The organism is Thermococcus sp. (genome assembly GCF_015521605.1).
Classification (GTDB): Archaea; Methanobacteriota_B; Thermococci; order Thermococcales; family Thermococcaceae; genus Thermococcus.
The window spans coordinates 1-21,163 of record NZ_WANV01000009.1; the positions used below are offsets into that span (position 1 = coordinate 1).

The 21,163-nt window shown below is 54.5% G+C and carries 27 protein-coding genes; 7 read left to right on the forward strand and 20 right to left on the reverse strand.

Annotation, left to right across the window (positions count from 1 at the left end; all coding sequences use genetic code 11):
• The 4 genes from F7C11_RS01300 to F7C11_RS01315 form a co-directional block, all read right to left on the reverse strand.
• Nucleotides 1–856, reverse strand: an 856-nt coding sequence (locus tag F7C11_RS01300) for a hypothetical protein (protein ID WP_297090182.1), incomplete at its 3' end; no start/stop codon positions are given.
• Nucleotides 857–954: 98 nt separating this feature from the next.
• Nucleotides 955–1,746 (reverse strand): SDR family oxidoreductase, encoded by a 792-nt coding sequence (locus F7C11_RS01305; RefSeq protein ID WP_297090184.1) that lies wholly within the window; start codon nt 1,744–1,746, stop codon nt 955–957.
• A gap of 41 nt (nt 1,747–1,787) precedes the next feature.
• A complete protein-coding gene (locus F7C11_RS01310) occupies nt 1,788–2,354 on the reverse strand; it encodes a DUF998 domain-containing protein (RefSeq protein WP_297090186.1) in 567 nt (188 codons plus the stop codon).
• Between the two features lie 6 nt (nt 2,355–2,360).
• The gene (locus F7C11_RS01315; protein ID WP_297090188.1) at nt 2,361–2,669 is read right to left on the reverse strand and encodes an antibiotic biosynthesis monooxygenase; all 309 of its coding nucleotides are present in this window, start codon (nt 2,667–2,669) and stop codon (nt 2,361–2,363) included.
• Between the two features lie 502 nt (nt 2,670–3,171).
• Between F7C11_RS01315 and F7C11_RS01320 the strand changes: the two genes are divergently transcribed.
• Nucleotides 3,172–4,482: a transposase gene (locus F7C11_RS01320; RefSeq protein ID WP_297090190.1), complete on the forward strand. Its 1,311-nt coding sequence runs from the start codon at nt 3,172–3,174 to the stop codon at nt 4,480–4,482.
• A 20-nt stretch (nt 4,483–4,502) separates the two neighbouring features.
• Here the strand turns inward: F7C11_RS01320 and F7C11_RS01325 are convergent, their stop codons facing one another.
• From F7C11_RS01325 to F7C11_RS01335, 3 genes are all read right to left on the reverse strand, one after another.
• On the reverse strand, nt 4,503–5,162 hold the full coding sequence (locus tag F7C11_RS01325) for a hypothetical protein (protein ID WP_297090192.1): 660 nt from the start codon (nt 5,160–5,162) through the stop codon (nt 4,503–4,505).
• A 59-nt stretch (nt 5,163–5,221) separates the two neighbouring features.
• Entirely contained in the window at nt 5,222–5,608 is a 387-nt protein-coding gene (locus F7C11_RS01330) for a NifB/NifX family molybdenum-iron cluster-binding protein (RefSeq protein ID WP_297090194.1), read from the reverse strand.
• A gap of 76 nt (nt 5,609–5,684) precedes the next feature.
• Nucleotides 5,685–6,230 (reverse strand): NifB/NifX family molybdenum-iron cluster-binding protein, encoded by a 546-nt coding sequence (locus tag F7C11_RS01335; protein ID WP_297090232.1) that lies wholly within the window; start codon nt 6,228–6,230, stop codon nt 5,685–5,687.
• Between the two features lie 253 nt (nt 6,231–6,483).
• Between F7C11_RS01335 and F7C11_RS01340 the strand changes: the two genes are divergently transcribed.
• Entirely contained in the window at nt 6,484–6,654 is a 171-nt protein-coding gene (locus tag F7C11_RS01340) for a hypothetical protein (RefSeq protein ID WP_297090196.1), read from the forward strand.
• A gap of 167 nt (nt 6,655–6,821) precedes the next feature.
• Here the strand turns inward: F7C11_RS01340 and F7C11_RS01345 are convergent, their stop codons facing one another.
• Nucleotides 6,822–7,220 (reverse strand): NifB/NifX family molybdenum-iron cluster-binding protein, encoded by a 399-nt coding sequence (locus tag F7C11_RS01345; protein ID WP_297090197.1) that lies wholly within the window; start codon nt 7,218–7,220, stop codon nt 6,822–6,824.
• 74 nt (nt 7,221–7,294) lie between these two features.
• On the opposite strand from F7C11_RS01345, the gene F7C11_RS01350 reads away from it, so the two are divergent.
• Together F7C11_RS01350 and F7C11_RS01355 are read left to right on the forward strand one after the other, a co-directional pair.
• Entirely contained in the window at nt 7,295–8,164 is an 870-nt protein-coding gene (locus F7C11_RS01350) for an ATP-binding protein (RefSeq protein ID WP_297090199.1), read from the forward strand.
• Nucleotides 8,164–9,051, forward strand: coding sequence for an ATP-binding protein (locus F7C11_RS01355; protein ID WP_297090201.1), 888 nt, complete (start codon nt 8,164–8,166; stop codon nt 9,049–9,051). The genes F7C11_RS01350 and F7C11_RS01355 overlap by 1 nt, the downstream gene beginning before the upstream one ends.
• 3 nt (nt 9,052–9,054) lie before the next feature.
• On the opposite strand, the gene F7C11_RS01360 is transcribed toward F7C11_RS01355, so the two are convergent.
• Nucleotides 9,055–9,891, reverse strand: a complete 837-nt coding sequence (locus F7C11_RS01360; protein WP_297090204.1) for a hypothetical protein — start codon at nt 9,889–9,891, stop codon at nt 9,055–9,057.
• A gap of 100 nt (nt 9,892–9,991) precedes the next feature.
• Between F7C11_RS01360 and pfdA the strand changes: the two genes are divergently transcribed.
• Nucleotides 9,992–10,435, forward strand: coding sequence for a prefoldin subunit alpha (gene pfdA, locus F7C11_RS01365; RefSeq protein ID WP_297090206.1), 444 nt, complete (start codon nt 9,992–9,994; stop codon nt 10,433–10,435).
• A gap of 82 nt (nt 10,436–10,517) precedes the next feature.
• Nucleotides 10,518–12,254, forward strand: coding sequence for a DUF2341 domain-containing protein (locus tag F7C11_RS01370; RefSeq protein ID WP_297090208.1), 1,737 nt, complete (start codon nt 10,518–10,520; stop codon nt 12,252–12,254).
• On the opposite strand, the gene F7C11_RS01375 is transcribed toward F7C11_RS01370, so the two are convergent.
• The gene (locus F7C11_RS01375; protein ID WP_297090210.1) at nt 12,235–13,161 is read right to left on the reverse strand and encodes an SDR family oxidoreductase; all 927 of its coding nucleotides are present in this window, start codon (nt 13,159–13,161) and stop codon (nt 12,235–12,237) included. The two genes, F7C11_RS01370 and F7C11_RS01375, sit on opposite strands and share 20 nt — an antisense overlap.
• Nucleotides 13,162–13,293: 132 nt before the next feature.
• On the opposite strand from F7C11_RS01375, the gene F7C11_RS01380 reads away from it, so the two are divergent.
• Nucleotides 13,294–14,313: an adenylosuccinate synthetase gene (locus F7C11_RS01380; protein ID WP_297090212.1), complete on the forward strand. Its 1,020-nt coding sequence runs from the start codon at nt 13,294–13,296 to the stop codon at nt 14,311–14,313.
• On the opposite strand, the gene F7C11_RS01385 is transcribed toward F7C11_RS01380, so the two are convergent.
• The 10 genes from F7C11_RS01385 to F7C11_RS01430 all read right to left on the reverse strand — a co-directional run bounded on the left by F7C11_RS01385 (nt 14,306) and on the right by F7C11_RS01430 (nt 21,148).
• Nucleotides 14,306–15,241 carry a hypothetical protein gene (locus F7C11_RS01385; RefSeq protein ID WP_297090214.1) on the reverse strand — a complete coding sequence of 312 codons (936 nt, stop codon included), beginning with the start codon at nt 15,239–15,241 and terminating at the stop codon, nt 14,306–14,308. The two genes, F7C11_RS01380 and F7C11_RS01385, sit on opposite strands and share 8 nt — an antisense overlap.
• Entirely contained in the window at nt 15,207–16,034 is an 828-nt protein-coding gene (locus F7C11_RS01390; protein WP_297090215.1) for an alpha/beta hydrolase, read from the reverse strand. Before F7C11_RS01390 ends, F7C11_RS01385 begins: the two co-directional genes overlap by 35 nt.
• A gap of 189 nt (nt 16,035–16,223) precedes the next feature.
• The gene (locus F7C11_RS01395) at nt 16,224–16,499 is read right to left on the reverse strand and encodes an AbrB/MazE/SpoVT family DNA-binding domain-containing protein (RefSeq protein WP_297090217.1); all 276 of its coding nucleotides are present in this window, start codon (nt 16,497–16,499) and stop codon (nt 16,224–16,226) included.
• A 61-nt stretch (nt 16,500–16,560) separates the two neighbouring features.
• Complete coding sequence (locus tag F7C11_RS01400; RefSeq protein WP_297090219.1) at nt 16,561–17,217, reverse strand: hypothetical protein; 657 nt, start codon at nt 17,215–17,217, stop codon at nt 16,561–16,563.
• A gap of 2 nt (nt 17,218–17,219) precedes the next feature.
• The gene (locus F7C11_RS01405; RefSeq protein ID WP_297090221.1) at nt 17,220–17,522 is read right to left on the reverse strand and encodes an iron-sulfur cluster assembly protein; all 303 of its coding nucleotides are present in this window, start codon (nt 17,520–17,522) and stop codon (nt 17,220–17,222) included.
• Complete coding sequence (locus F7C11_RS01410) at nt 17,512–18,504, reverse strand: ArsA family ATPase (RefSeq protein WP_297090223.1); 993 nt, start codon at nt 18,502–18,504, stop codon at nt 17,512–17,514. The genes F7C11_RS01405 and F7C11_RS01410 overlap by 11 nt, the downstream gene beginning before the upstream one ends.
• A 9-nt stretch (nt 18,505–18,513) precedes the next feature.
• Nucleotides 18,514–18,795, reverse strand: coding sequence for a hypothetical protein (locus F7C11_RS01415; protein WP_297090225.1), 282 nt, complete (start codon nt 18,793–18,795; stop codon nt 18,514–18,516).
• 12 nt (nt 18,796–18,807) lie between these two features.
• Nucleotides 18,808–19,095 carry a hypothetical protein gene (locus F7C11_RS01420; RefSeq protein ID WP_297090228.1) on the reverse strand — a complete coding sequence of 96 codons (288 nt, stop codon included), beginning with the start codon at nt 19,093–19,095 and terminating at the stop codon, nt 18,808–18,810.
• Between the two features lie 35 nt (nt 19,096–19,130).
• Nucleotides 19,131–20,861 (reverse strand): carbon starvation protein A, encoded by a 1,731-nt coding sequence (locus F7C11_RS01425; RefSeq protein ID WP_297090230.1) that lies wholly within the window; start codon nt 20,859–20,861, stop codon nt 19,131–19,133.
• 176 nt (nt 20,862–21,037) lie between these two features.
• On the reverse strand, nt 21,038–21,148 hold the full coding sequence (locus tag F7C11_RS01430) for a biotin/lipoyl-containing protein (RefSeq protein WP_297090233.1): 111 nt from the start codon (nt 21,146–21,148) through the stop codon (nt 21,038–21,040).
• Between the last annotated feature and the right edge of the window lie 15 nt (nt 21,149–21,163).

Sequence of the window (21,163 nt, forward strand, 5' to 3'; positions counted from 1 at the left end):
AGGGAACCATCGGAAGCCGATCCGAGTACTCTGCGTGTGGGGAACTGATGTCTAGATATAGGAGTACTCCGAGGAGAATGTACAGAATCCACACACCCGTCTGTTGTCTTAGGGGCGGGATACCTTCGGGGAACAGGTAGAGTCCCAGGAGGAGATACATTAAGAGAAAGGGGGGAGTTATAACCACCATCTCTCTTTTTGTTGGCAGGAGGTCCCTAAGGGGTATTCTAGGGGCCTTTCGACGCCAGAGGGTCGAGGTGAGGACTATAACTCCCCAGGAGATTGAGGGAGACATCAACGAGACCCACCTTGAAGGGGAGTTTATGGCCTGATTTACCGCACAAAAGAGAACGAATATCCCGAACACAATATATGTGGTTTTCTTGGCCTGTAAATGGTGCGAAAGCCACCTGGGTATCCCCCTGACTATCTCCTCCGAACCGGTTAGATACGTCTCCGCTATCAGAAGGGGCAGGGTGAAGGACATCAGGGGATGCCAGAGGAATATGAGGAGGAAAAGCGGTATAAGAGATATCCCAAGAATCCTCGGCTCGGCACCCCAGCTGGAGCTCCAGAGCATTTTCGTGCCATAGGCCTCGAAGAGTCCGAAAACCTGGCCCGCTAAAAAGAGGGTGTATAGGTCGACTTTCTTCTTTCTAAAGGCTATGTACGAAAAAACAAGGATGTTCAGGGTGTAAAAGGGATACGTCACAAGGATTCCAGATGGAGTGAAGAATGGGAAAGGTGTCGATGCCGTGACGACCTCGGCGAAATACGTTGACAAGGCCCCAAGAATAAGCCAGAATGTGTATTTGTAGTGCCTTTTTAGAGTTGCTGGAGTGGGTGATGCTTCCATTGGGACTCCCATTCCATCTCTCTATGGAGGTACTTAGGGTTTTCTTTTCGACTGGCTGGAACATCCTAAAGGGAATAAAGGACGAGGATGTCCGGAAATCAGAACACCGAGTTCAGTCTGCCGCCATCGACAGGGATCATGGCGCCGTTTATGTAGCTCCCCAGATCGCTCGCGAGGAATGCAACCAGGTAGCCTATCTCCTCCGGCTCGCCGAGACGACCGAGTGGTATCGGCCTCGCGTACTCGGCGAGGGCATCCTCAACGGTCTTTCCTTCCCTCTCCGCCCGATCCTTTGCGAGCTGTATCATCCTGTCCGTCCTTATTATGCCGGGCATTATGCCGTTCACGGTTATCCCCTTCGGCCCGAGCTCCTTTGCCAGAGTCCTAACGAGACCTGCCATCGAAATCCGGACCACGTTGCTGAGCGCTATGTTTGGTATCGGCTCCCTTATCGCCACGCTCGTGGAGTAGACTATTCTGCCGAAGCCCCTCCGCTCCATGGCGGGAACGAGGGCTCTGGTGAGGTAAACGGCCGGGTAGAGGAGCAACCTGACGGCACCTTCCCAGTCCTCCATGTCCATCTCCATGAAGTAGCCGGGCTTTGGGCCGCCCGTGGAGAAGAAGAATACCTCCGGTTCGCCGATGTTTTCAAGCTCTTTCACCGTTCTCTCCAGGTCTTCGCGCTTTGTCAGGTCGGCGACGATGTAATCCACCTCCACATTGCTCTCAGCTCTTATCTTCTCCCTGGCCTCCCTCAGGTTCTCCGCGCTCCGCGAGAGGAGTATGACATCCGCCCCGGCCTTTGCAAGAACTCGTGCGACGCCGAAGCCTATGCCCTTGCTCGAGGCGGTTATGAAGGCCAGCCTTCCGGAGAGGTCTACTTCCAGCATGATGGTCACCGGAGAACGTTGGAGGCAGATGTACAAAACCATTACTGGTCATTCTTGAATAGTGTAAACAGGACTGAATAGTGCCACGTGCCTATAGCAAACACCCCGATGAACTCGGGGATGGCGACCCCCTGAAAGGCGCCGAAGGCCCACTTGGCTAGGACTACTTCGACGACGAATAAGGAGACCGTGAAAATCCCGATATTCCTGTGACCCTCTATCCAGAACCCAATGCCCGCTATCAGGTATCCTAAGCTCGCAAAGATGAAGAAGCCCCAGCTGACGGTGTAGTGTGGTGACGTACCTTCGGGGAACAGGCCGATGAGGGCCAGGAAAACCAGGCCGAGGGAGAAAACCGTAACACCTGCCTTTTCCAAGCCGTTTTTAAGGATTGGGAAGAGTCCAGTAACATAGTATCCACCGAGGAGCGCCGTGAGTATGAGGGAAACGTTGAGAACCCAGTTGTTGGGGAGGCCGACCCTTCCCAGGTCGCTTATGGCGTTCTCGGTAATCCGCCACCAGGAGTGGTTTATTTGAATTGCCGCTCCTATCCCAGATAGGGCAATTAGGGGAGAGGTGACACCGGCCCAGAACTGGCTCTTTCTCATCCCTCCTCACCCTTCGTAGAAAATCCAGTAGTGCTGGACGTACTTCTCCTTTTCCAGCAGGAAGTCCTCGTCCTCGGGGTAGTATTTTGCTATCTCGGGGTTTTCTCCGGCGAACTTCTTGATGGACTCGATGGAGTCCCATATCGTGACGAGGATAAAGCGGGCGATGTTCCCATCATCTTTCCGCGTGAAGTAGATTTTCAAGAGGCCATCAACGGAGCTGTAATCTGGCACAGCTCGTTCGATGAGAAACTTTTCGTATTCGTTCGCCTTTTCAACAGGTACCCTTCCGTGCCAGAGCCTCATAACGGCCATGGAATCACCTTGACAACACTTTTGTCTTGCCCCTATTAAAAACTACCCAAAAGGCTTCATGCCGTTAGTGCCCATCTAGCGCTCTTCACGAGGCTTGAGACCGCAACAATGCTCGCAAAAGTCCAGAGAACAATGACAATTGAAACCCCAAATGCGGGCAGTACGAACGTTTTTATTGATGTAGAGACACCTGAGGAGATTATAAAGCCAGTACTCCGAGTTTCTTAAGTCTCGGCTGACATTCAGAGAGTTCAATCTCCCCATGCTCCCGGGCCTTCGTAAGGGCACGGTATAGAAGGAAAAACGTGAGGGCGTAAAGCGCCCATACTGGAATCTGGGCGGCTAAAGCAGGGAGTGCTTCCCTCCTGAGCAGGGAGCCGAAGATTACATTTTTCTTTCGAAAGCCTCGCCCTTCAGGGCGGGGATGCAGTAAACCGCCAAACAGCCCTTCAAAGGGGAAAGCAAACCGTTTTAAAGCCCAAAAACCATACCATACCTTGAGATGAAGCGGGCAGTGACCATCAAACTCCAGCCGAGCAAAGAGCAGGAGAAAACCCTCTTCCAGTTAGCCGACGCTGGAGCCAGAGTCTGGAACCGAGTTAATTATCTAAGACGACAAGAGTTCTTCGAGGGCAAGCCAGTGGACTTCAACAAGACAGAGAAATCCGTTTATGAGGAATTCAAAAAGGAAATCGGTTCCGCAACCGTTCAACAAATAGCCAGGAAGAACGCCGAAAGCTGGAGAAGCTTCTTCTCCCTTCTTCGAAAGAAGCGGAACGGAGAACTGCCCGAGTGGCTCAAACCAAGACCACCGAACTACCTGAAAGAAAACGGGAGGAGAAAACCATTAATCGTCCTCAGGAACGACCAGTATCGGATTGAGGGTAACAGGTTAATCCTTAAAGGCCTCGGAAAATTCAAACGCCTTGAAGTCCAGTTCAAGGGAAGGGTTCATCTGAAAGGAAAGCAGGGAAGGTTGGAGATAACTTATGACCCCGTTAAGCGAAAATGGTATGCTCACGTGAGCTTCACGGTGGAAGAAAAACTAATCAAGGACGAGTGGGTTAAAGTCCCGAGGGAACCATTGGGGAACCTTTCGGCGGGAATAGACCTCGGAGTGAACAACCTGATGGCAGTCTACGTTGAGAGTGGGGAGAGTTTCTTAGTCAATGGAAGACCGTTAAAGAGCATTGCCTTTTACTGGCAGAGAAGAATAGCCGAATACCAGTCAAAACTCAACAAGTCAGGAGCCAAAAGTAGCAGGAAGCTCAAGAGAATGCACGGGAAGGCTAAACTTCAGGCGAGGCATTACATTAACACTGCCGTGAGGCAGACCGTTGAGAAGCTCTACCGTCTCGGAGTTTCGAGGATTGTCGTGGGTTACCCGAAGGGGATTGTCAGAGACTCTGACAGGGGTAAAAAGCAGAATTTTCTCCTCTCTCACGTCTGGCGGTTCAACACGATGATTCAGCGCCTCAAGGAGGTCGCTGAGGAGTATGGTATCAAAGTTGTGGTTGTGAATGAGGCTTTCACGTCTAAGCTTTGCCCCGTCTGCGGGAAGCCCCATAAGGGGGCGAGGTTTGTTCGGGGATTGTTTAAGTGTCCCGCAGAGGGGCTTGTCTTCAACGCCGACCTCGTTGGAGCTTTCAACATCCTGAAAAAGATGGTGGAAACGATAACCCCGAGCCGTCCAGCCCTTGCTGGCGGTAGGGGTAACTGGCTCAAGGCCGAGCCAGAGGGGTTCTCCGAACCCTCTTCAAAGGGGGTGATGATGGTTACCCCTCAAACCTCCCTGCACTTGGCGAGGGGTTAACTCGTTGGAACCCTAGCCCTTTAGGGCGGGGAGGAGGTCAGGTAGTACGCAATGAGTACCAGAATCAGGGGCCTTAGCTCCCTACGATTGGGCAGGAGTTCAAACATGTCGTGGTTTCTGCCGTTAAAACGCTCCATCCAGAGATATATCAGGAGAATCAGAAACGCTGAGGAAGAAAACGTCGATAGAAACGAGTGGAGGAAAGACGGAGCGTTCGAGGATTCCACTATGCCCAACAACATGGCCGTGAGGTAGGGGTGTTTGAGAACGAAACTTGGGAGCACCCTTCTCCCAGAAGTCAGGAGTTCCGCGATGCCGAGGGGGATTATGAAGGACATGAAAGGATGCCAGAAGAGCACTATGACGAGGACTTCGAGGACACCTATTCCCCCCACTTTGAATATTGAATCCCATTCAGGATTCCATACGACCTTGGTTATGTACGCCTCATAGAGGCCGAAGAGGATTCCTGCCAGGTAGAGGGTCTCGAACCGGGGCTTCCCGAAGCGGTAAACGATCCCGGCGAGAACCAGTATGTGCAGGCCGTACAGGGGCAGGAGGGAGATTATTCCCCAGGGCGTGAAATACGGGTAGAGGTACGATGCCACGGTTACCTCCGCGAAGAACACGGAGAGCGAGGCCAGCAGGAACCAGAAGAAGTATCTGTAATTCAGCCGCATTGTTTGCCCCCAGAAGGGTACGTTGTATGTGAATTTAAGGGTTGTGAAGAAAAGAAAGCTTACCATCCACCTCTGCCTTTACCGTGACCACCTCCGGACCTGAAGACTGCGGTCGTGAGCTCTCCCGAAAGGAAAGCCCTGACGGCCTCCTCAACGGTCAGTGTGGGGGGTGCGGAGATGAGCTTTATCCCCGCAGCCTGAAGAACTGCGGCCGAATTCGGCCCGAAATGGCCGGAGATGACGACTTCCACTCCCCTGTCAATGCAGAACTGCGCCGCTGTGACTCCAGCCCCCCTTGATTGGCTGTAGCCGGGGTTCACGACCACTTGAACGCTGGCTATCTGGTCATTCTCAACATCCACCAGGGTAAACGTGGGGGCCCTTCCAAAGGCTTGGTTGACCCTATCGTTTAGACCCCCTTTCTCGGTTGAGACGATTATCCTCATCGCCACACCTCCGCAAAAATTAGGAAAACCGAACTTAAAAAAGTTTGCATAAGCTCAAAAATAGGTTAAAACGGCCTCACCACCACCCATGCCAGTGTGTCCTCCCCCTCGGCTGGCCGGTCCGCGGGCAGTAGCCGAGCTGGGCCCCCCAGCCCCTGCCTTCTCCACGGCCCCAACCGCGTCCTCTTCCACCTCTTCCGCGGCCCCTGGGGCCGTAGCCGTAGGCCGGGTACGGACTGTACACGGGGGCGGGAGTGGGTGCAGCCGGTGCTGGTGCCGTGAACTTCCCAAGGCTTCCGCTGGTGACTGCCTTTATGGCCTCCTCAACCGGAGTTCCCGGTGCTACCTGATAAACCTGTACGCCGGCGGCCTGGAGGGCACCGAGGGCATTTGGCCCCACCTGTGGAACCACCACGGCATCGACGCCCTCATTGATGAGCGTCTGAACCGCCATCGGACCGGCTCCGCCGCCAGCCATGGCTGCTCCGTTCTGGACGACCTTCTCGCTGGTTACGTTTCCCTTCTCGTCAACGTCCGCTATGTAGAACGCGGGGGCGCGTGCGAACACCGGGGCAACGGTATCGTTGAGCCCTCCTCCGTTGGTTGGGATTGCGATCTTCATCCTCACCACCTCTCGTCCTTTTGGTATTTTGTGCATATGCACAGTATTTAAATCTTTCGGTCGCCCTAATGACGGCCTGTTCTTACTATGTATGATGCCAGAACTTTGAACAGGTACGGGGTCGAATAAGTCAAGTGAATACCTACAGCGGTTATTCTTCGAAATTGGTCCTAGTTGGGAACTTCTACCAGAGGTCATCAGGAAGGGTGAACCCCTCACCGAAGAAGCCGCACTCAGGATAAGCAGGATTACGGTGTTCGTCATCGGTATCCTCGCGGCTGTCCTGGCGTACTTCGCGAAGGACATAATATTCTGGTTCGTGCTCTTCGCCTGGGGAGGTCTGGGAGCCTCAATAGGACCAACGTTGATACTCTCGCTATACTGGGGGGACCCTGACCACCATCATCTGGAAGCTCTACCTTAAGGCCAGCACCGGCATCTACGAGCTCGTCCCGGCCTTTGCCTTCGCCCTGCTGGCGACGGTTGTGGTCAGCCTAATCACCCAGCCCCCCGAGAACGTCGATGAAATAATGGAAGCCATGGAGTGAGCTTTCTTTTCTTTTTTCTGTGTTGTAGGAGCGTGGATGCGTTTCAGTCCTTCTTTGCTTGAACCTGCCCCCAGAGATCGTCGAAGTTCTCAACGACCCGCCGAAGGGCGATGTTCAGCTCCCTGGTTTGGGTGAAAAAGACCACCTTGTCGGTACTGTCTCGAATCCTGATGAAATTGGGCCCCATCCTGAAGGCGGCCAGTACATCCATGTCAGAAAGCTGGTTGATTACGGTTCTAAACTTCCGCGGGTCCCCGTGCCCCTTGTCCTCTTCCTCTTTGAAGTCCTTGGCCCTGTTGGGCCTCTTTTCGAGGAGTTTAATGCCCCCGTCCTCGCAGATTTTGTAAATCGCGAAGAACTCCGAATCCCCGTAGTGGGCATCTATAAGGTGTTCATCGTCTTCCATTCCAAATGCCACCTTAAGGCAGCGCTTTTCCACCATCTGGCATCACCGTTTTGAGCATATGCACAAACTTTAAAAGTCTTTAGGCCGGTCTAATTCCTGGAGGTGAGAGCTTGCAGATAGCGGTGAGTGGGGGAAAGGGAGGAACCGGAAAGTCAACCGTCGCGGTCAACCTTGCGATAGCTCTGAGTGACCATTACGACCTCGTCCTGGCGGATCTCGACGTCGAGGCCCCGAACGACCACCTCCTCCTCGGAGTGAGACTTGCCAACGAAGAGCCTGTCGAGATGTTCATGCCGCGTTTTGACTACCAGAAGTGCACCCGGTGCAGGAAGTGCGCCGAAGTCTGCGAGGAGCACGCCATAGTCGCCATGAGGGACGGCACACCTTTCCTCATGCCGAACCTCTGCTCCGGCTGTGGGGCATGCGATATAGTCTGCCCGGTTCCGGGGGCCATTCTGCCGGGCAAGAAGCTGATGGGGCACACCTACCTCACCGAGACGCCCTACGGATTCCCGCTCGTTACAGGGAGGCTCCTTGAGGGTGAGGAAAGAGCGATGCCGGTTGTTTCGCGGGCAAAGATGCGCGCCCGGGAGCTTGGGAAGGAGCTTTTGATGGTTGACACCGCCGCCGGAACGAGCAACACGGTCTCGAAGGCCATTGAGGACTCAAGGCTCATCATAGCCGTCACCGAGCCAACTCCCCTCGGCATTCACGACGGTGAGCTGATACTCAGGCTGGCGAAACTGATGGGAATCCCTGCGGTGGTGGCTGTAAACCGCTCGGACCTCGGCGACGTGGCTAAGGTGCGCGAGATAGCGGAGAGGTACGGAGCAGAGGTGATAGCCGAGATCCCCTACAGCGAGAACATCATAAGGAGCTATGTGGAAGGGAAGCCCGTAGTTCTGACGGACTACCCTGAGGCAGGCATTTTCAGGGAGATGGCCTCCAGGGTCGCTGAGTTTCTCGGGGGTGGTGAGTAATGCAGCTGGTCATAGCGAGCGGTAAGGGGGGAGTCGGGAAAAGCACCGTTACCGCTTCGCTCCTCTACCTGCTGAAGGACGAGTACAGGTTTGTTGCCGTCGATGCCGATGCAGACGCGCCGAATCTCGACCTGCTCCTGGGGGTGGATCACTGGGAGGCTGAAAAGGAACTCGTTGGTGCCAAGGTGGCGCGCATAAACACCGGGAGCTGCGTGCGGTGCGGCATCTGTCAGGAGCGCTGCCCCTATGATTGCATCAGGGTGATTGACGGCGATTACGTCGTGAACGAGCTCACCTGCGAGGGATGCAACGTCTGCGGCCTTGTCTGTCCGGTTCAGGGGACGATAACGCTGGAGGAAGTCCGCTCCGGCGTGGTGAAGAAGACGACCACCCGCTACGGTTTCCCTCTGATTTCAGCCCAGCTTGACGTCGGAAGGCCCAACAGCGGAAAGCTGGTCACCGAGGAGAAGGAGTGGGCGAAAAAGCTGATGGGCGAGCTTGGCCTGGAGCACATGATAGTGGACAGCGCCGCTGGAATAGGCTGCCAGGTCGTAGCCAGCCTCGGCGGTGCCGACGCTGTGGTGCTCATCGCGGAGCCCACACCGGCATCGCTGAGTGACGTCCAGCGCGCCTACAGGGTCGTCCAGCACTTCAGGCAGCCGGCCTACCTCGTAATCAACAAGGCCGACCTCAACCCGGGCTTCACAGGGCTTGGGGAGTGGGCGGAAAGTGAGGGCATCCCAATCCTCGGGGAGATACCCTACGACCGGGCCGTTCCGAGGAGCATGGGCATGCTCAGGCCATTCGTGGAGGCATTCCCCGATTCAAAGGCGGCGGGGGCGATGAGGGAAATAGCGGAGCGGGTAAAAGATGAAATCCTGAAATGACTACTACAGATTTCCAAGGGGAAGGTTTGTTCCTTCCCCGTTCACCACCACCGCAACCCTCATGGAGATGGGGAGGTTTTCACTGTCATTAACAGTCTCGTTGAAGACCACCACGAAGGAACCGTATGGGTCCTTTGCCCAGATCCCAACCGAGTTTTCATTGTCGATTCCAGTGGGAATGAACGCCCCTCCTCCATCCCCCTCACAGGAGTTTATCTCTTCTCCGTTTTCAGCGCGCTGCCAGCACCTCCAGGCTATCTCACCGGTAGTCTTGACGATGCTGAGGTTCTTTGGATAGAAGAGGGAGATGCCTTCGACCCTATCCACAGTTGCGGGGTTTGAAAGGTAGTACAGGAACACCACAGCCTTTCCCTCTATCTCCGTGTAGACCATGCCGTAAAGGACATCGAAGTCCTTGAAGTCGGGGGTGATTTCTCTAATCGGGGGAACTGCCAAGTATGATTTTTCCATATGCCACCCCGAAGAGCCGCTGACAGCCTTGGAGAGATTGGCGAAGGAGTAGGCGTATCTCTGGTAGACCCTCCCTATTTTTCCGTCCTCGGCCAGTTCCTGCAAAACTGCAAGGGGGTAGTTGGGGTCTAGCGAGGCGTTGAACGAGCTTCTCAGAACACTTACGAGGCTCTCGGTTCCGTTAACCCCATCCGCCCACCTCTCAACGTTTATCGGGTTGACGTAGGGGCATATCGTGTAAGTTAGGTGGTCGGGCTTTTGGGAGTTTTCACCGGGATTCCGGAGGTCTGAGAAGGATACGACGAGTCCTGCTATAACAACGAGGGTCATTCCAACAACCAGCAGCTTTCCAAAGTTCATACCAACCACATAATTTCATCTTACGTACGGTAAATAAAGTTTTCGTTCTCGTAGTAATCACCGACCCAAACCTTAAAAGCCCCGCCGTGTAGTCCCTCCGGTGGTGTAAATGGCCGAGACAAACGAGCAGCTTGAAAGGCTCGCTTACGAGTATCAGCTCCTTCAGGCCCAGGCACAGCTCCTGGCCCAGAACCTCGAACTGCTCACCCTTGGGCGGAACGAGTTTCAGGCGGTCAAGGAAACGCTGGAAGAGCTCAAGAAGGTCGAGGAGGAGAAGCCGGAGATCCTGGTGCCCATCGGTGCGGGCTCATTCCTGAAGGCGAGGATAGAGGACAAGGAGAACGCGATAGTCAGCGTTGGAGCTGGATATGCCATCGAAAAGAACCTCGACGACGCCATAGCGTACCTCGACGCCCGTATAAAGGAGTACGAAGAGGCCATAGCCAGGACCCAGGAGGCCCTCAGAAAGCTTGAGGGACAGCTGGGAGAACTCGCCCAGAAGGCGCAGGAGCTTCAGCAGAGGCAGGCGATGGGCTTCAGTGTTAAGAGGTGAGTTTTACCCAAAATTTTTCGGGTCTGAGCCTCGAAATCTTGAGATAATATTTTAAACTTTTTATCCCATAGTACGTTTTAGTATGTGGAGGAAACTCAGGATAACTTCAATCATGCTGGTTTTAACCCTGCTTCTTGGAACCTTGGGGTTAGCCGTACCCACTATCACTGTGAATGTCCAGGAAATTGGAACTGGAACCAACAGGCTTGTGAGCCCTGTCTGGGAGGGAAGGTACACACTGTGGGAGTCGGGTACCGACGTTGTTGCCGTGGAGTTGATACTGACCGCTGACATGCCTGCTGGCACGGTTATATACGTCACGCTGAAAAACTCCTCCGGTGTTGTTGTTTCAAACGGCACCCTGGTCGTTGGGGCTGGAGGCATTCCCGCAGGAACGCCCTTCAACGTTACCGTGACCCCCGTTAACTCTGCATGGGTGGATCCAACACAGACCGAAGTTGTGGTCCTGTCCTCGGAGTACTACGGGGACACTTCCGGCCCGATTTTTGTGAACACTCAAAAGCTTGGGATTGGGACTTACGACGGCAGCTACTCCCGCCCCATAACCGTCTATGGAAGCTCCGTTTTCCTGGATTACTACCCAATACGGATGTTGTTTATATCGTCCAATCCCTCTTTCCCGTGGGACTCGCTTTATTTCACGAACACCACCGGGAGCTGCCTGTATTACTGGAAGGAGTTCAACGGGACGTTCGTCAATTCCGATGGGAGAACCTACTCCTGGGCGGTGTTCTGGGTGAACGTCACGAACATTCCAGCCAATTCCAATGAGACCATTTTTGTGAACTACCTGGGGACTGGGAACCCGTGCTCGGCTTACGTCAACCCCAACAGGGTATTCCTGTTCTACGACAACTTTACCAGTCTTGCCAACTGGCAGGTGGGGGGCACCCCAACCCTCTCCGGAGGAGAGCTCCAGCTTGATAGGGGGGACTGGATACTGAGTACGAGGAGCTTTCCGGTGCCCTATTCCGTCGAAGTTTTTACGAACCTTGCCTATGACGATGGAACTCCCTACGATACAAGGGGAGGGGGGTTCTTCTCCTGGGTCTATTCACTGGGGCCGTTTGTCCTCCCCTACGTGGATTCCGCCGGTTCTGGAGTCGGTGAGGGAATAGGAACGGAATACCTGAACTGGGCGGGCACCTTAATCCCGTGGAGTCAGCAGGATGGGCTGGTTCAGGCGGATGCGAGCTCTCCAATCACAACGCTGAACTGGAACTATGGGAACAGCAATCCAACGTACATTATGGGGCAGTGGGAAATCCTCAATGCGACGGTTACCTCCACATCCGTTGACTTCTCGCAGGTTCTGTTCCTGACGTGGAACGGTGCTAACTGGGTTCTCTCAGCCACTCCCTCCACGGGCATACCCGCGTACACCCGGAGCACGAGTTCCTACACCATAACGGTGACATCCGACGGCAGGATACTGCTCGGCCAGTGGAGCGGCGGACCCACACGCGTGGACTTTGTCTTTGTGAGGAAGTACGTTTCCCCCGAACCCACGTACACCCTCGGGAAAGTGTACTACCACCTCACCTTCGTTCCGGAACCGCCTACTGCATCAATAACCGGAGCCTCGGTTGCCTCAACGGGCATTCCCACGATAGCATCTATCGGAAAATCTGCCCCGGTCGTACTGCCGATCGAAGGTCAGAACCCCGGCGGAAAGACCATTCCACAGCTTCAGAACAAGACCAGTGAAGAGACTGCGTCGAACAACACCAGCGTCTCGGAGAGAATTAAAGAACTGGCAAGGGCCGCGAACCTGACCCTCAGCGATGATGGTCCGTAGCGTACCACTCCACCGTTTTTTTCAGGCCCTCCTCCAGTGAGAACTCCGGCTCGAAGCCGAGCTTTCTTATCTCCCCTATATCGGCGAGGCTGTGCCGTATGTCGCCGGGTCTCGGTTTGTCGAATATGATCGAGGTATTTGCCCCCGTTATCTCGATTATCTTCACCGCCAGCTCAAGGATGCTCGTTTGCTTTCCGGTGGCGACGTTGAAGACCCTTCCGTTGCTCCGTCTGCTCTCGGCCACCAGGAGGTTGGCCCTTACAACGTCCTTCACGTAGATGAAGTCCCTCGTCTGCTTTCCGTCCCCGTAAATCACGAGCGGTTCATTCCTCAGCGCGCGGTTGATGAAGATACTGATAACGCCCGCGTACTGGTTGAAGCCCTGCCTGGGACCGAAGACGTTGAAGTACCTCAGCGCGACAACTGGAAGGCCGTACAGCTCGTGAAAGACACGCAGATACTCCTCGGCTGCAACCTTGGTCAGGCCGTAGGGCGAGAGGGGTTTTGGTCTCTCTGTTTCCTTTAACGGGAGGTTCGGATTGTCCCCGTACACAGCCGCGGATGATGCGAAGATGAGCTTTCCGTGCCCATCGAGCAGTGCCCTCAGGATGTTGATCGTGCCGATGACGTTCACTTCCTCCGTGAAAACCGGATCCCTTATGCTTTCAACGACGCTGACCTGTGCCGCTTCGTGAAAGACGTAATCCGCGTGGCCTATCAGCTCGGCTATGGCGGAGTAGTCTCTGATGTCGGCTTTAACGAGCTTCGCTCCCGGCGGGACGTTCTCCTCCTTTCCGGTGTAGAGGTTGTCTATTATGATTACCTCGTTGTCCTTGACCAGCTCCCAGGCTATGTGGGAGCCTATGAAGCCGGCCCCTCCGGTGACGACCACGAGCTTGTTTCTCATTGCTACCCCCGTTGGTAGTGTTTGCCACAGGTTTTAACCTTTTGTGGGGTCAGCCTTTAGTTTTTTGACTGATTCATGTTGAATTCGAAACCGTTATAAGTCCCCTATTGACTTAAATCTGGGTAAGGAGCCATGCCGAGCTACATCGTTGTTGGCGGTCAGTGGGGAGACGAGGGCAAGGGCTCTGTTATCGCCTACCTTGCCCTGAAGGACGGGCCTGAAATCATAGCGCGCGGTGGAGTGGGGACGAACGCAGGGCACAGCGTTTTTATCAACGGTAAAAAGTACGCGGTGAGACAGCTGCCGACTGCCTTCATCCAGAGAAATGCAAGACTTCTCGTCGGTGCAGGGGTTCTTGTTGATCCGGGGGTTTTCTTCCACGAACTTGAGCACCTCAGGGAATTCAACGTCGCCGAGAGGGTAGGCATTGACTACCGCTGTTCCATAATCGAGGATGAACACAAGAAGCTCGACAGGAGCAACGGCCACCTCCACGAGAGGATAGGCACGACCGGGAGCGGCTGCGGACCGGCAAACGCAGACAGGGTCATGAGGCGGGCGAGACTTGCAAAGGACGTCCCCGAACTTGAGCCCTACCTGACGGACGTCGCCCGGGAAGTTAACGATGCCCTCGACGAAGGAAAGCTAGTGCTCATCGAGGGGACCCAGGGCTTTGGACTGAGCCTCTACTACGGAACATATCCATACGTGACCTCAAAGGATACGACAGCCTCCGCCATAGCGAGTGACGTTGGGATTGGCCCGACGAGGGTTGATGACGTCATTGTCGTCTTCAAGAGCTTTCCAACGAGAGTCGGGGCTGGACCGTTCCCGACGGAGATGAGTCAGGAAGAGGCGGAAAAGCTGGGTCTTGTCGAGTACGGGACGGTAACCGGAAGGAGAAGGAGGGTCGGATGGTTTGACTTCGAGTTTGCCCGCTACTCTGCGAAGCTCAACGGTGCAACGATGCTCGCCCTAACGATGCTCGACAAGTACGACAGGGAGGCCTTCGGGGTTACCGACTACGACAAACTGCCGAGGAAGGCCAGGGAGTTTGTTGAAAAGATCGAAGAACGCGTTGGCGTCCCGGTTGGGCTCATCAAGACCGGGCCGGAGCTTGAACACATAATAGACAGAAGGGAAGTTATCTGATGTCCCCGTTCCCGGACTCCCATCTTTCCTCTTCTTCCAGTCTGACTTCGATGGGATAGGCCGGGGTTTCTGATGGCTTCAGCCTTACCGTGAATACTCCGTGTCCCATGGCCGTGGCAGTGAGGCCGAGGGTTTTCAGGATGTTGTCGACGCTCAAACTGCCATACGGACAGAATATAACCGTGCTCTCCTCAGGGAGCAGGAAATACTCAAACTCTCCCATTGAGGAGTCAGCTATTTTAATGCTGACTTCAGGACTTTCGGGAGCGCTCAGCAGGATCTCCACCTTCCCCCGCTGGCCCGGCGGCGTGTAGAACCTCCCGAGCAGGCTCTTTTCCCTGCCCTCTATCTCGACGTCCACGTATCCGCCGGAAGTTGAAGCGGTGAGGAGCCTTTTGCCGACGACTCTGCCCTCCTGAGTCATGAAGAGCACCACTGTCCCATCGTACGGATGGGTCAGGACTCTCACCGCCGGAAAGCTGGCGAACCCCTTTCCAATGGCTGCACATAGCTTGAACTCCCCGCGGGAGAATTTGAGGGTCGATGACTTTCCTCTTTTCAGGACTTGGAATTTTTTGGCCGAACGCCTCTTTTCGGATCTGTGGAGGGTAATCCTCCCGTACTCGAATTCGAGCTCATCGGGGAACACCAGTCGGGCCCCCTCAAACGTGCAGGCCTCCGCGAGCATGGCCGCCCTCTTGGGCGCCTCCCTCATCTTCACCAGACAGAACATCATGAGACCTATCACTATCAGGGCAAAGGCGAGGTACATGGAGACCCCTATGAACGCCTCCCGGGATGCCCCGCCGCTGACGAGTGTCAGAAGGATCAGGACGATAACTGAAACGAAGAGAACCAAGAACGCCGTGATCAGCCGGGCAAGGAATTCTGTCTCATACGCCTCCAGCACCACCGTCCTCATCGGCATCATCTTCGCTCGCTGTGGACCGAGAGTGTTCGACAAACCAGCGAACTATCACCTCGTGGAACTCGTCCGCCCATTCTGGATCCTCGAATATCTCATGGTATGCCCCCTCGAATTCCCTTATCTCCCTGTCCTCGACGGTGAGTTCCTTGAAAAGTCTCCTGGAGCCCTCGGGCGGTGTTATGACATCCCCCGTGCCGACGATGAGCAGTATGGGAACATTTATTCTCTTGGCCTCCCTGTGCGCCAGCTCCATGTTTTCAAAGATGCTCCTTCCCAGTCTCGCCGAAATCCTGTCGTGAACGAGGGGATCGTCGATGTACCTCCTTACCGCCTCGGGATTCCGGGAGAGGAGCTTTGGATCGAGACCGTTGGACATGGTTATTCCTGGGGCGATTTTTCCGAGGAACTTTGCCAGGGCCACCATGAACGAGGGCGTCTTTGGGCTTCTGGCGAGGGCGGGTGATGAGGCCACGACCCCCCTTACTTTGTCGGCCCTTGTTTCCGCGTACCTTATCACGGCCAGGCCTCCGAGGCTGTGGCCGAAGAGGAAGGGTTTTTCATTTAGTTCCTCAATTATTGAGTCGATTATCTCCATAGCTTCCTCAACGCTCGTGTGCCCCCTTCTGCCGGAGCTCCTGCCGTGGCCCGGCCAGTCAAAGGTGTAGACAGCAAAACCGGCATCGTTCAGCATGCGAATAAGCCTCTCATACCTTCCGCTGTGTTCCCCGAGGCCGTGGACGAGAACTACCCAGCCCCTTTCAGGGGTTCCAAACTTGGCTCTGTGGACTTCCACGCTCACACCTCCAGCCAGAGTCGTTTGAGGGGGAGCCTATCAAATTTATCATCCTCACTAACTATGGCCTGAAGGCCGTTGTTCTGTATTACGGCCGCGTGTAGGGCATCTCGTCGATGGACGTTTCGTAGTCTGGGTCGCTGCTGCCCAGGGCCAGGTAGATGAAGAGGTTCGTGTCCAGGAAGAGCTTCATTCCTCAATCCCCCACGCCTCGTCGAACTCGTCTTTGAGGCTGATTCCCTTGAGTTCCCCCGGTTTTGGCTTTCTCTTTGGGTTTATTTTCTTCCTCTCCTCCCTGATTTTTCTGAGGAGTTCCTCCCCTTCTATGGGCCCGCGTATCACCAGCCCTTTCTCCGTCGGCTCGACTATAACCTCTCCACCTTCCTTTATGCCGTATGCTTCTCTGAAAACCTTTGGAATGACTATCCGGCCCTTCGGCCCGACCTTCAGGCGGATACTAACCAAAGTACCACCTAGTATAACCTTGAGTTTGACCGGTAAAAACCTTGCGGAGAATTGGAAAAATTCATGAGGAGAACGGGCTCTCCTTTATCCTCTCATTGGCGAAGCGGAGCAGCTTTTCGACGTCTTCCCTGATGGTCTCCGGTTCGGGCTTCATAAGCACGTAGAACACGTTCGTCTTGGGCGTAAGCGAGATGTGCTTCACGTTGTGCGGTTTTGGCAGGCTTTCTAGGAGTGCCTTCAGATTTTCAACGTCCCTCCTCTTCTCGAACAGGGCCTCGTACTTCCTGCCCCCCACCTCAATTATCTCTTTCTGAAGGAGGGGCTCGTTCTCTATGTCGGGCCTCATGCGGTAGTAGCCCTTCTGGATGAGGTGTGCCTCACGCTTTATCTGGGCAAAGGGCTTGATGACCACGTAGAGCTTGTCGTGCCTGCTTGTGAGAAGTGCTATCGGGAAATAGAACAGGCTCTGCCTTGGGAGAAGGGTCAGGGTGTACTCAAACTTTCTGATGTTGTCTCTGTTGACCTTGTACACTGCCCTGAACCCTATGTAGCCGCCAAGCCATACGTAATCCTTGTCCTCCGGTTTGACGACTTCCTCGATGGACTGAAGGTAGTGGTACATGAGCTGGAGATTCCACTTTCTGCCCTTGTAGAACTGTATCGACGCCAGCGCCGCGAGCACCATTATTCCCAGCAATATTCCCGATGTCAGCTCCATTATTAGACCTCCATATCTTCGTCTAAGGGATAGTACCTCTGCAGAGTGGTATCATCAACTATCTCGAAGTATTCCAGCTTATCATCTAAAACCTTTACCATGTCCCTCACAATTCTGGCCTGAACCGGCCAGTTGACGGCCATGGCAAAGGGATGCGGCGGGATGTTCCGGGCGAAGGCGACGTATATCGTGGTCTTCTCCTCCTCCACGACCACCTTTGTTACGAGGCCCTCGCTGACTATGTCCATGTTCGTGAATGGGTTTTCAACGCCCCTGAGGAGTTCCAGCACATCCTCAACCCTCAAGGACCATGCCTCCGAGCCTTTCGAGCCACTCCATTCCGCGGGGTTCCTCGGCGAACATGGGCACTTTGACTATCTCAACCTTCTGGAACTTCTTTTCGATTTCTTCAAGAACCCTTCTCTGGGCGTCCAGCTTGACCTTTATTTCCGGTATTTCCCTCTCGACTGTTATCACCTTGTTTACCACTATCATGTTGAGCGGGATCTTGAATTTTTTGAGGTTCTGGTAGGCCCTTTCAGTTTCGTACAGCGGAAGCATCTCGGGATTCATCACAGCCACGACTGAGGTTTTCTTGGGGTCTGTTATTACCTTCTCGACGAACATCACTTCCCTCCGGTATTCCAGGAGCTCCCTCATCACGGGGTCTTCCTCTTCCTCCTTTGGAAGGGTGAACTCCTCCCCCTCCAGCTGGAACTTACGATCGCCGTGGACCTTGGCTATCATCCTCCTCCGTTCGAGTATTTTCTTCCTTATCTCGATGAGCTTGTCGGCCCAGATCAGGGATATCCTGGGGAGGGCCAGAACACGGAGTGTTAGACCCGTCGGGGGCGTGTCAAAGACTATCACGTCCCACTTCTCCCCTTCAAGGAGTATGTTCCTGACGGCCTCCAGGGTGGCATACTCCTCTATTCCGGGGGAGAAGCTGAGAACCTCAAAGTACTTCTCCAGGTTTATCACGGTCAGATAGCGGTACATGTGCTTGAGGTTGTCCTCCAGATGCTTCAGATAGCCCTTTATGAGCTTCTCCATGTCAAGTTCACTCGCGTAGAGGTTCTCTCCAAGTTCCTTCGGCTTGTCCGAGAGCTTTACCATGAAAACGTCGCCTAGGTTGTGTGCCGGGTCTAAGGACACTATGAGCGTCCTGTATCCTCTCTTCGCGAGGGCCGTTGCCAGGGCGGCGCTGGTTGTGGTCTTACCAACACCGCCTTTTCCTATCACAAAAACAGCCCGAAAGCCTTCCTTTGGAAGCAGGAACTCCCTCATGCTACCACCTCAGTCTATGTCGAACATTCCCGCTATCTCCCCGAAGATGTCGTCCAGGTCGATCGCCCTCTGCTGCATCACGTGCATCTCCTTTATCATATGGGGCATCAGTCTGACCACCAATGTGGTTGGAGGTGAGGGTATCCCAACGAACGAGCCCATGAGTATGAGTGCGAACACGTTCTCAAGCTCCCTCTCCTCGAATTCGATGTACTCGGTGGACTGCTCCTTGAAGGAGCCTCCGAACCCCTTCAGGAAAGCCCGTATGTCCTCAAGTATTTTTCTGGCCATTTTTATTCCTCCTCACACACCTATCCATCCGGTCCTCATTGAGACCTCCTTGGTGCTCTTCTCCTCCATCACGTATATCTCCCTTATGACGTAGGGAAGCAGCCTGAAGCTCAGCTCCGTCGGGGGATGGGGGAGACCTATGTAGTCCCCAAACAGGATGAGCGCAAATATGTTCTCAAGCTCCTCCTCCTCCCATTTAATACCCTGGACGTAATACAGCTCGAACCCCTTGTGAAACTCCCACAGCACCCTCAGGGGCAGTGAAAGCACCGAGAATACCTTCCTGAGCATCTTTTTCATTTTCATCCCTCAAAAATGTGGTAAAAAGAAAAACATCACGAAGCAGCGGCATACTCCTCCGCTGGTTTCTTCCAGGCCGCGTAGAAGTCAAAGACCAGCATGAGGTTCAGGAGTATGCCGACCAGGGTTATGAAGCCAACCGCGTACCTTGTTCCGACGTCCCCGATTCCCGGAACGACAACGGCGAGGAACCATACCAGTGCGGCGCTCACCGTTATCCACAGGAACAGTGCGGGGATCAGGACGGCGTAGCTCCACTTGCCTGCCTGCTGTATCTTGGTCACCCACAGTGCGCCGGTCATCATTGCTATACTCGCCAGCATCTGGTTCATACCGCTGAAGGCTGGCCAGAGGATGAGCCACTGGTTACCCCACGCGAGCCACATTCCGACAAGGGCGAGCACGAAGGAGGCAAGCCACTTGTTGGAAATGGCCTTTCCTATGCCCTCCGTGGTGTCCATGAGCATTCCGACAACTTCCTGCCAGGCAAAGCGGCCGAGCCTGGTCGCGGTGTCAAGGGTGGTCAGGGCGAATGCCGAGACCCAGAGGCTCGCAAAGACAGCGCCGGTCTTGAACGGTATCCCGAAGGCGTCCTGCAGGCCGTAGGCGTAGCTCTTGGCGAATATTCCGACCTTACCTATCTCTCCCGCGACCTTGGGGGCGTAGATTGAAGCCCAGTTGGCGGCGTTTATATCGATTCCAGCATCGGCAAAGACCTTGATTCCATAGACCGCTATCGATGCTATGACTATGGTTGACAGGAAGCCCTCGGTGAACATTCCGCCGTAGCCGACCATGAGGCCGTGGAGCTCGTTGTCAAGCTGCTTTGAGGTGGTTCCCGAACCGACGATGGAGTGGAATCCGCTGAGTGAACCGCACGCGATGACGAGCGGTATCGTTGGCCAGAACGGTGATGGCTTTCCTCCGACAACGCTTGCCGACCAGCTGGTGTATGCGGGGGCGGTGAAGGTTCCCTTGGATCCAAGGATTGCGAAGGCAACGCCTCCGAGGATAAGGCCGAACCACAGGATGTATGCGTTCAGGTAGTCCCTCGGTTGCAGCAGCACCCATACGGGCAGCGACGCCGCGATGATGATGTAGACGAAGAGGAATATGTTCCACTGGTGGTACGAGGCCTGTATCGGGTACTTGAAGCCGAGCCAGACTGATATCACCAGGAGTATGAGGCCGACGATGGTGGCACCTGCGAAGTGGAGGCTCGTCTTGTACATCAGATATCCGACTATGATTGCCGATATGAGGAACAGTATTGAGGCTGTCGCGGCTTCAGGGGTCTTGGTGAAGATTCCGGCGATGACTGACATGAAGGCGGCTATAACGAGGAGCAGGGCGAACAGTATGTAGAACTCAAAGGCTATTCCTGTCCTCCTTGTCATGAGCTTTCCTGCTATCCACTGGACGGATTTACCATCGTAGCGAACCGATGACATCAGGGCAAGGTAGTCGTGGACGGCACCAATGAAGACGTTTCCGAACCAGACCCAGAGGAGCCCTGGCAGCCAGCCCCAGGCCATTGCCAGCGCCGGACCGACGATTGGCCCAGCACCTGCTATTGATGCAAAGTGGTGGCCGTAGAGAACCAGCGGGTGGGCCGGGACGTAGTCGACACCGTCGTAGAGCTTGTGGGCCGGTGTGGGCCTGCCCGAATCAGCCCTGACGACCTTGTTCTGAAGGCTCTTTCCGTAGGTAAAGTACATTCCCAGATAGATTGCAGCCGCTATTAAGATAACTACAGCGGAGTTCATGGTTGCACCTCCAGGTAGATTTTCGGGATAATGTATGATTGTGTCGATTTAAATGCCTTTCGGCAAAAAGCTGAAACTTTTTCGTTTTTTAACTAAGAGTTTCAAACTTCTCCTATACGGGCGAAAAAAACCTGTTAGATGGAGAGTTATAATAAATAAGGAAGGAGAATGCTTTTTTACTCAATCTGCACGAGTGTTTGTCCGGTGTCGACGGTGTCGCCTTCTTTGACGTGGATTTTTTTGATTATTCCGTCTTTTGGTGCTGGTATTTCGTTTTCCATTTTCATTGCTTCGAGGACGAG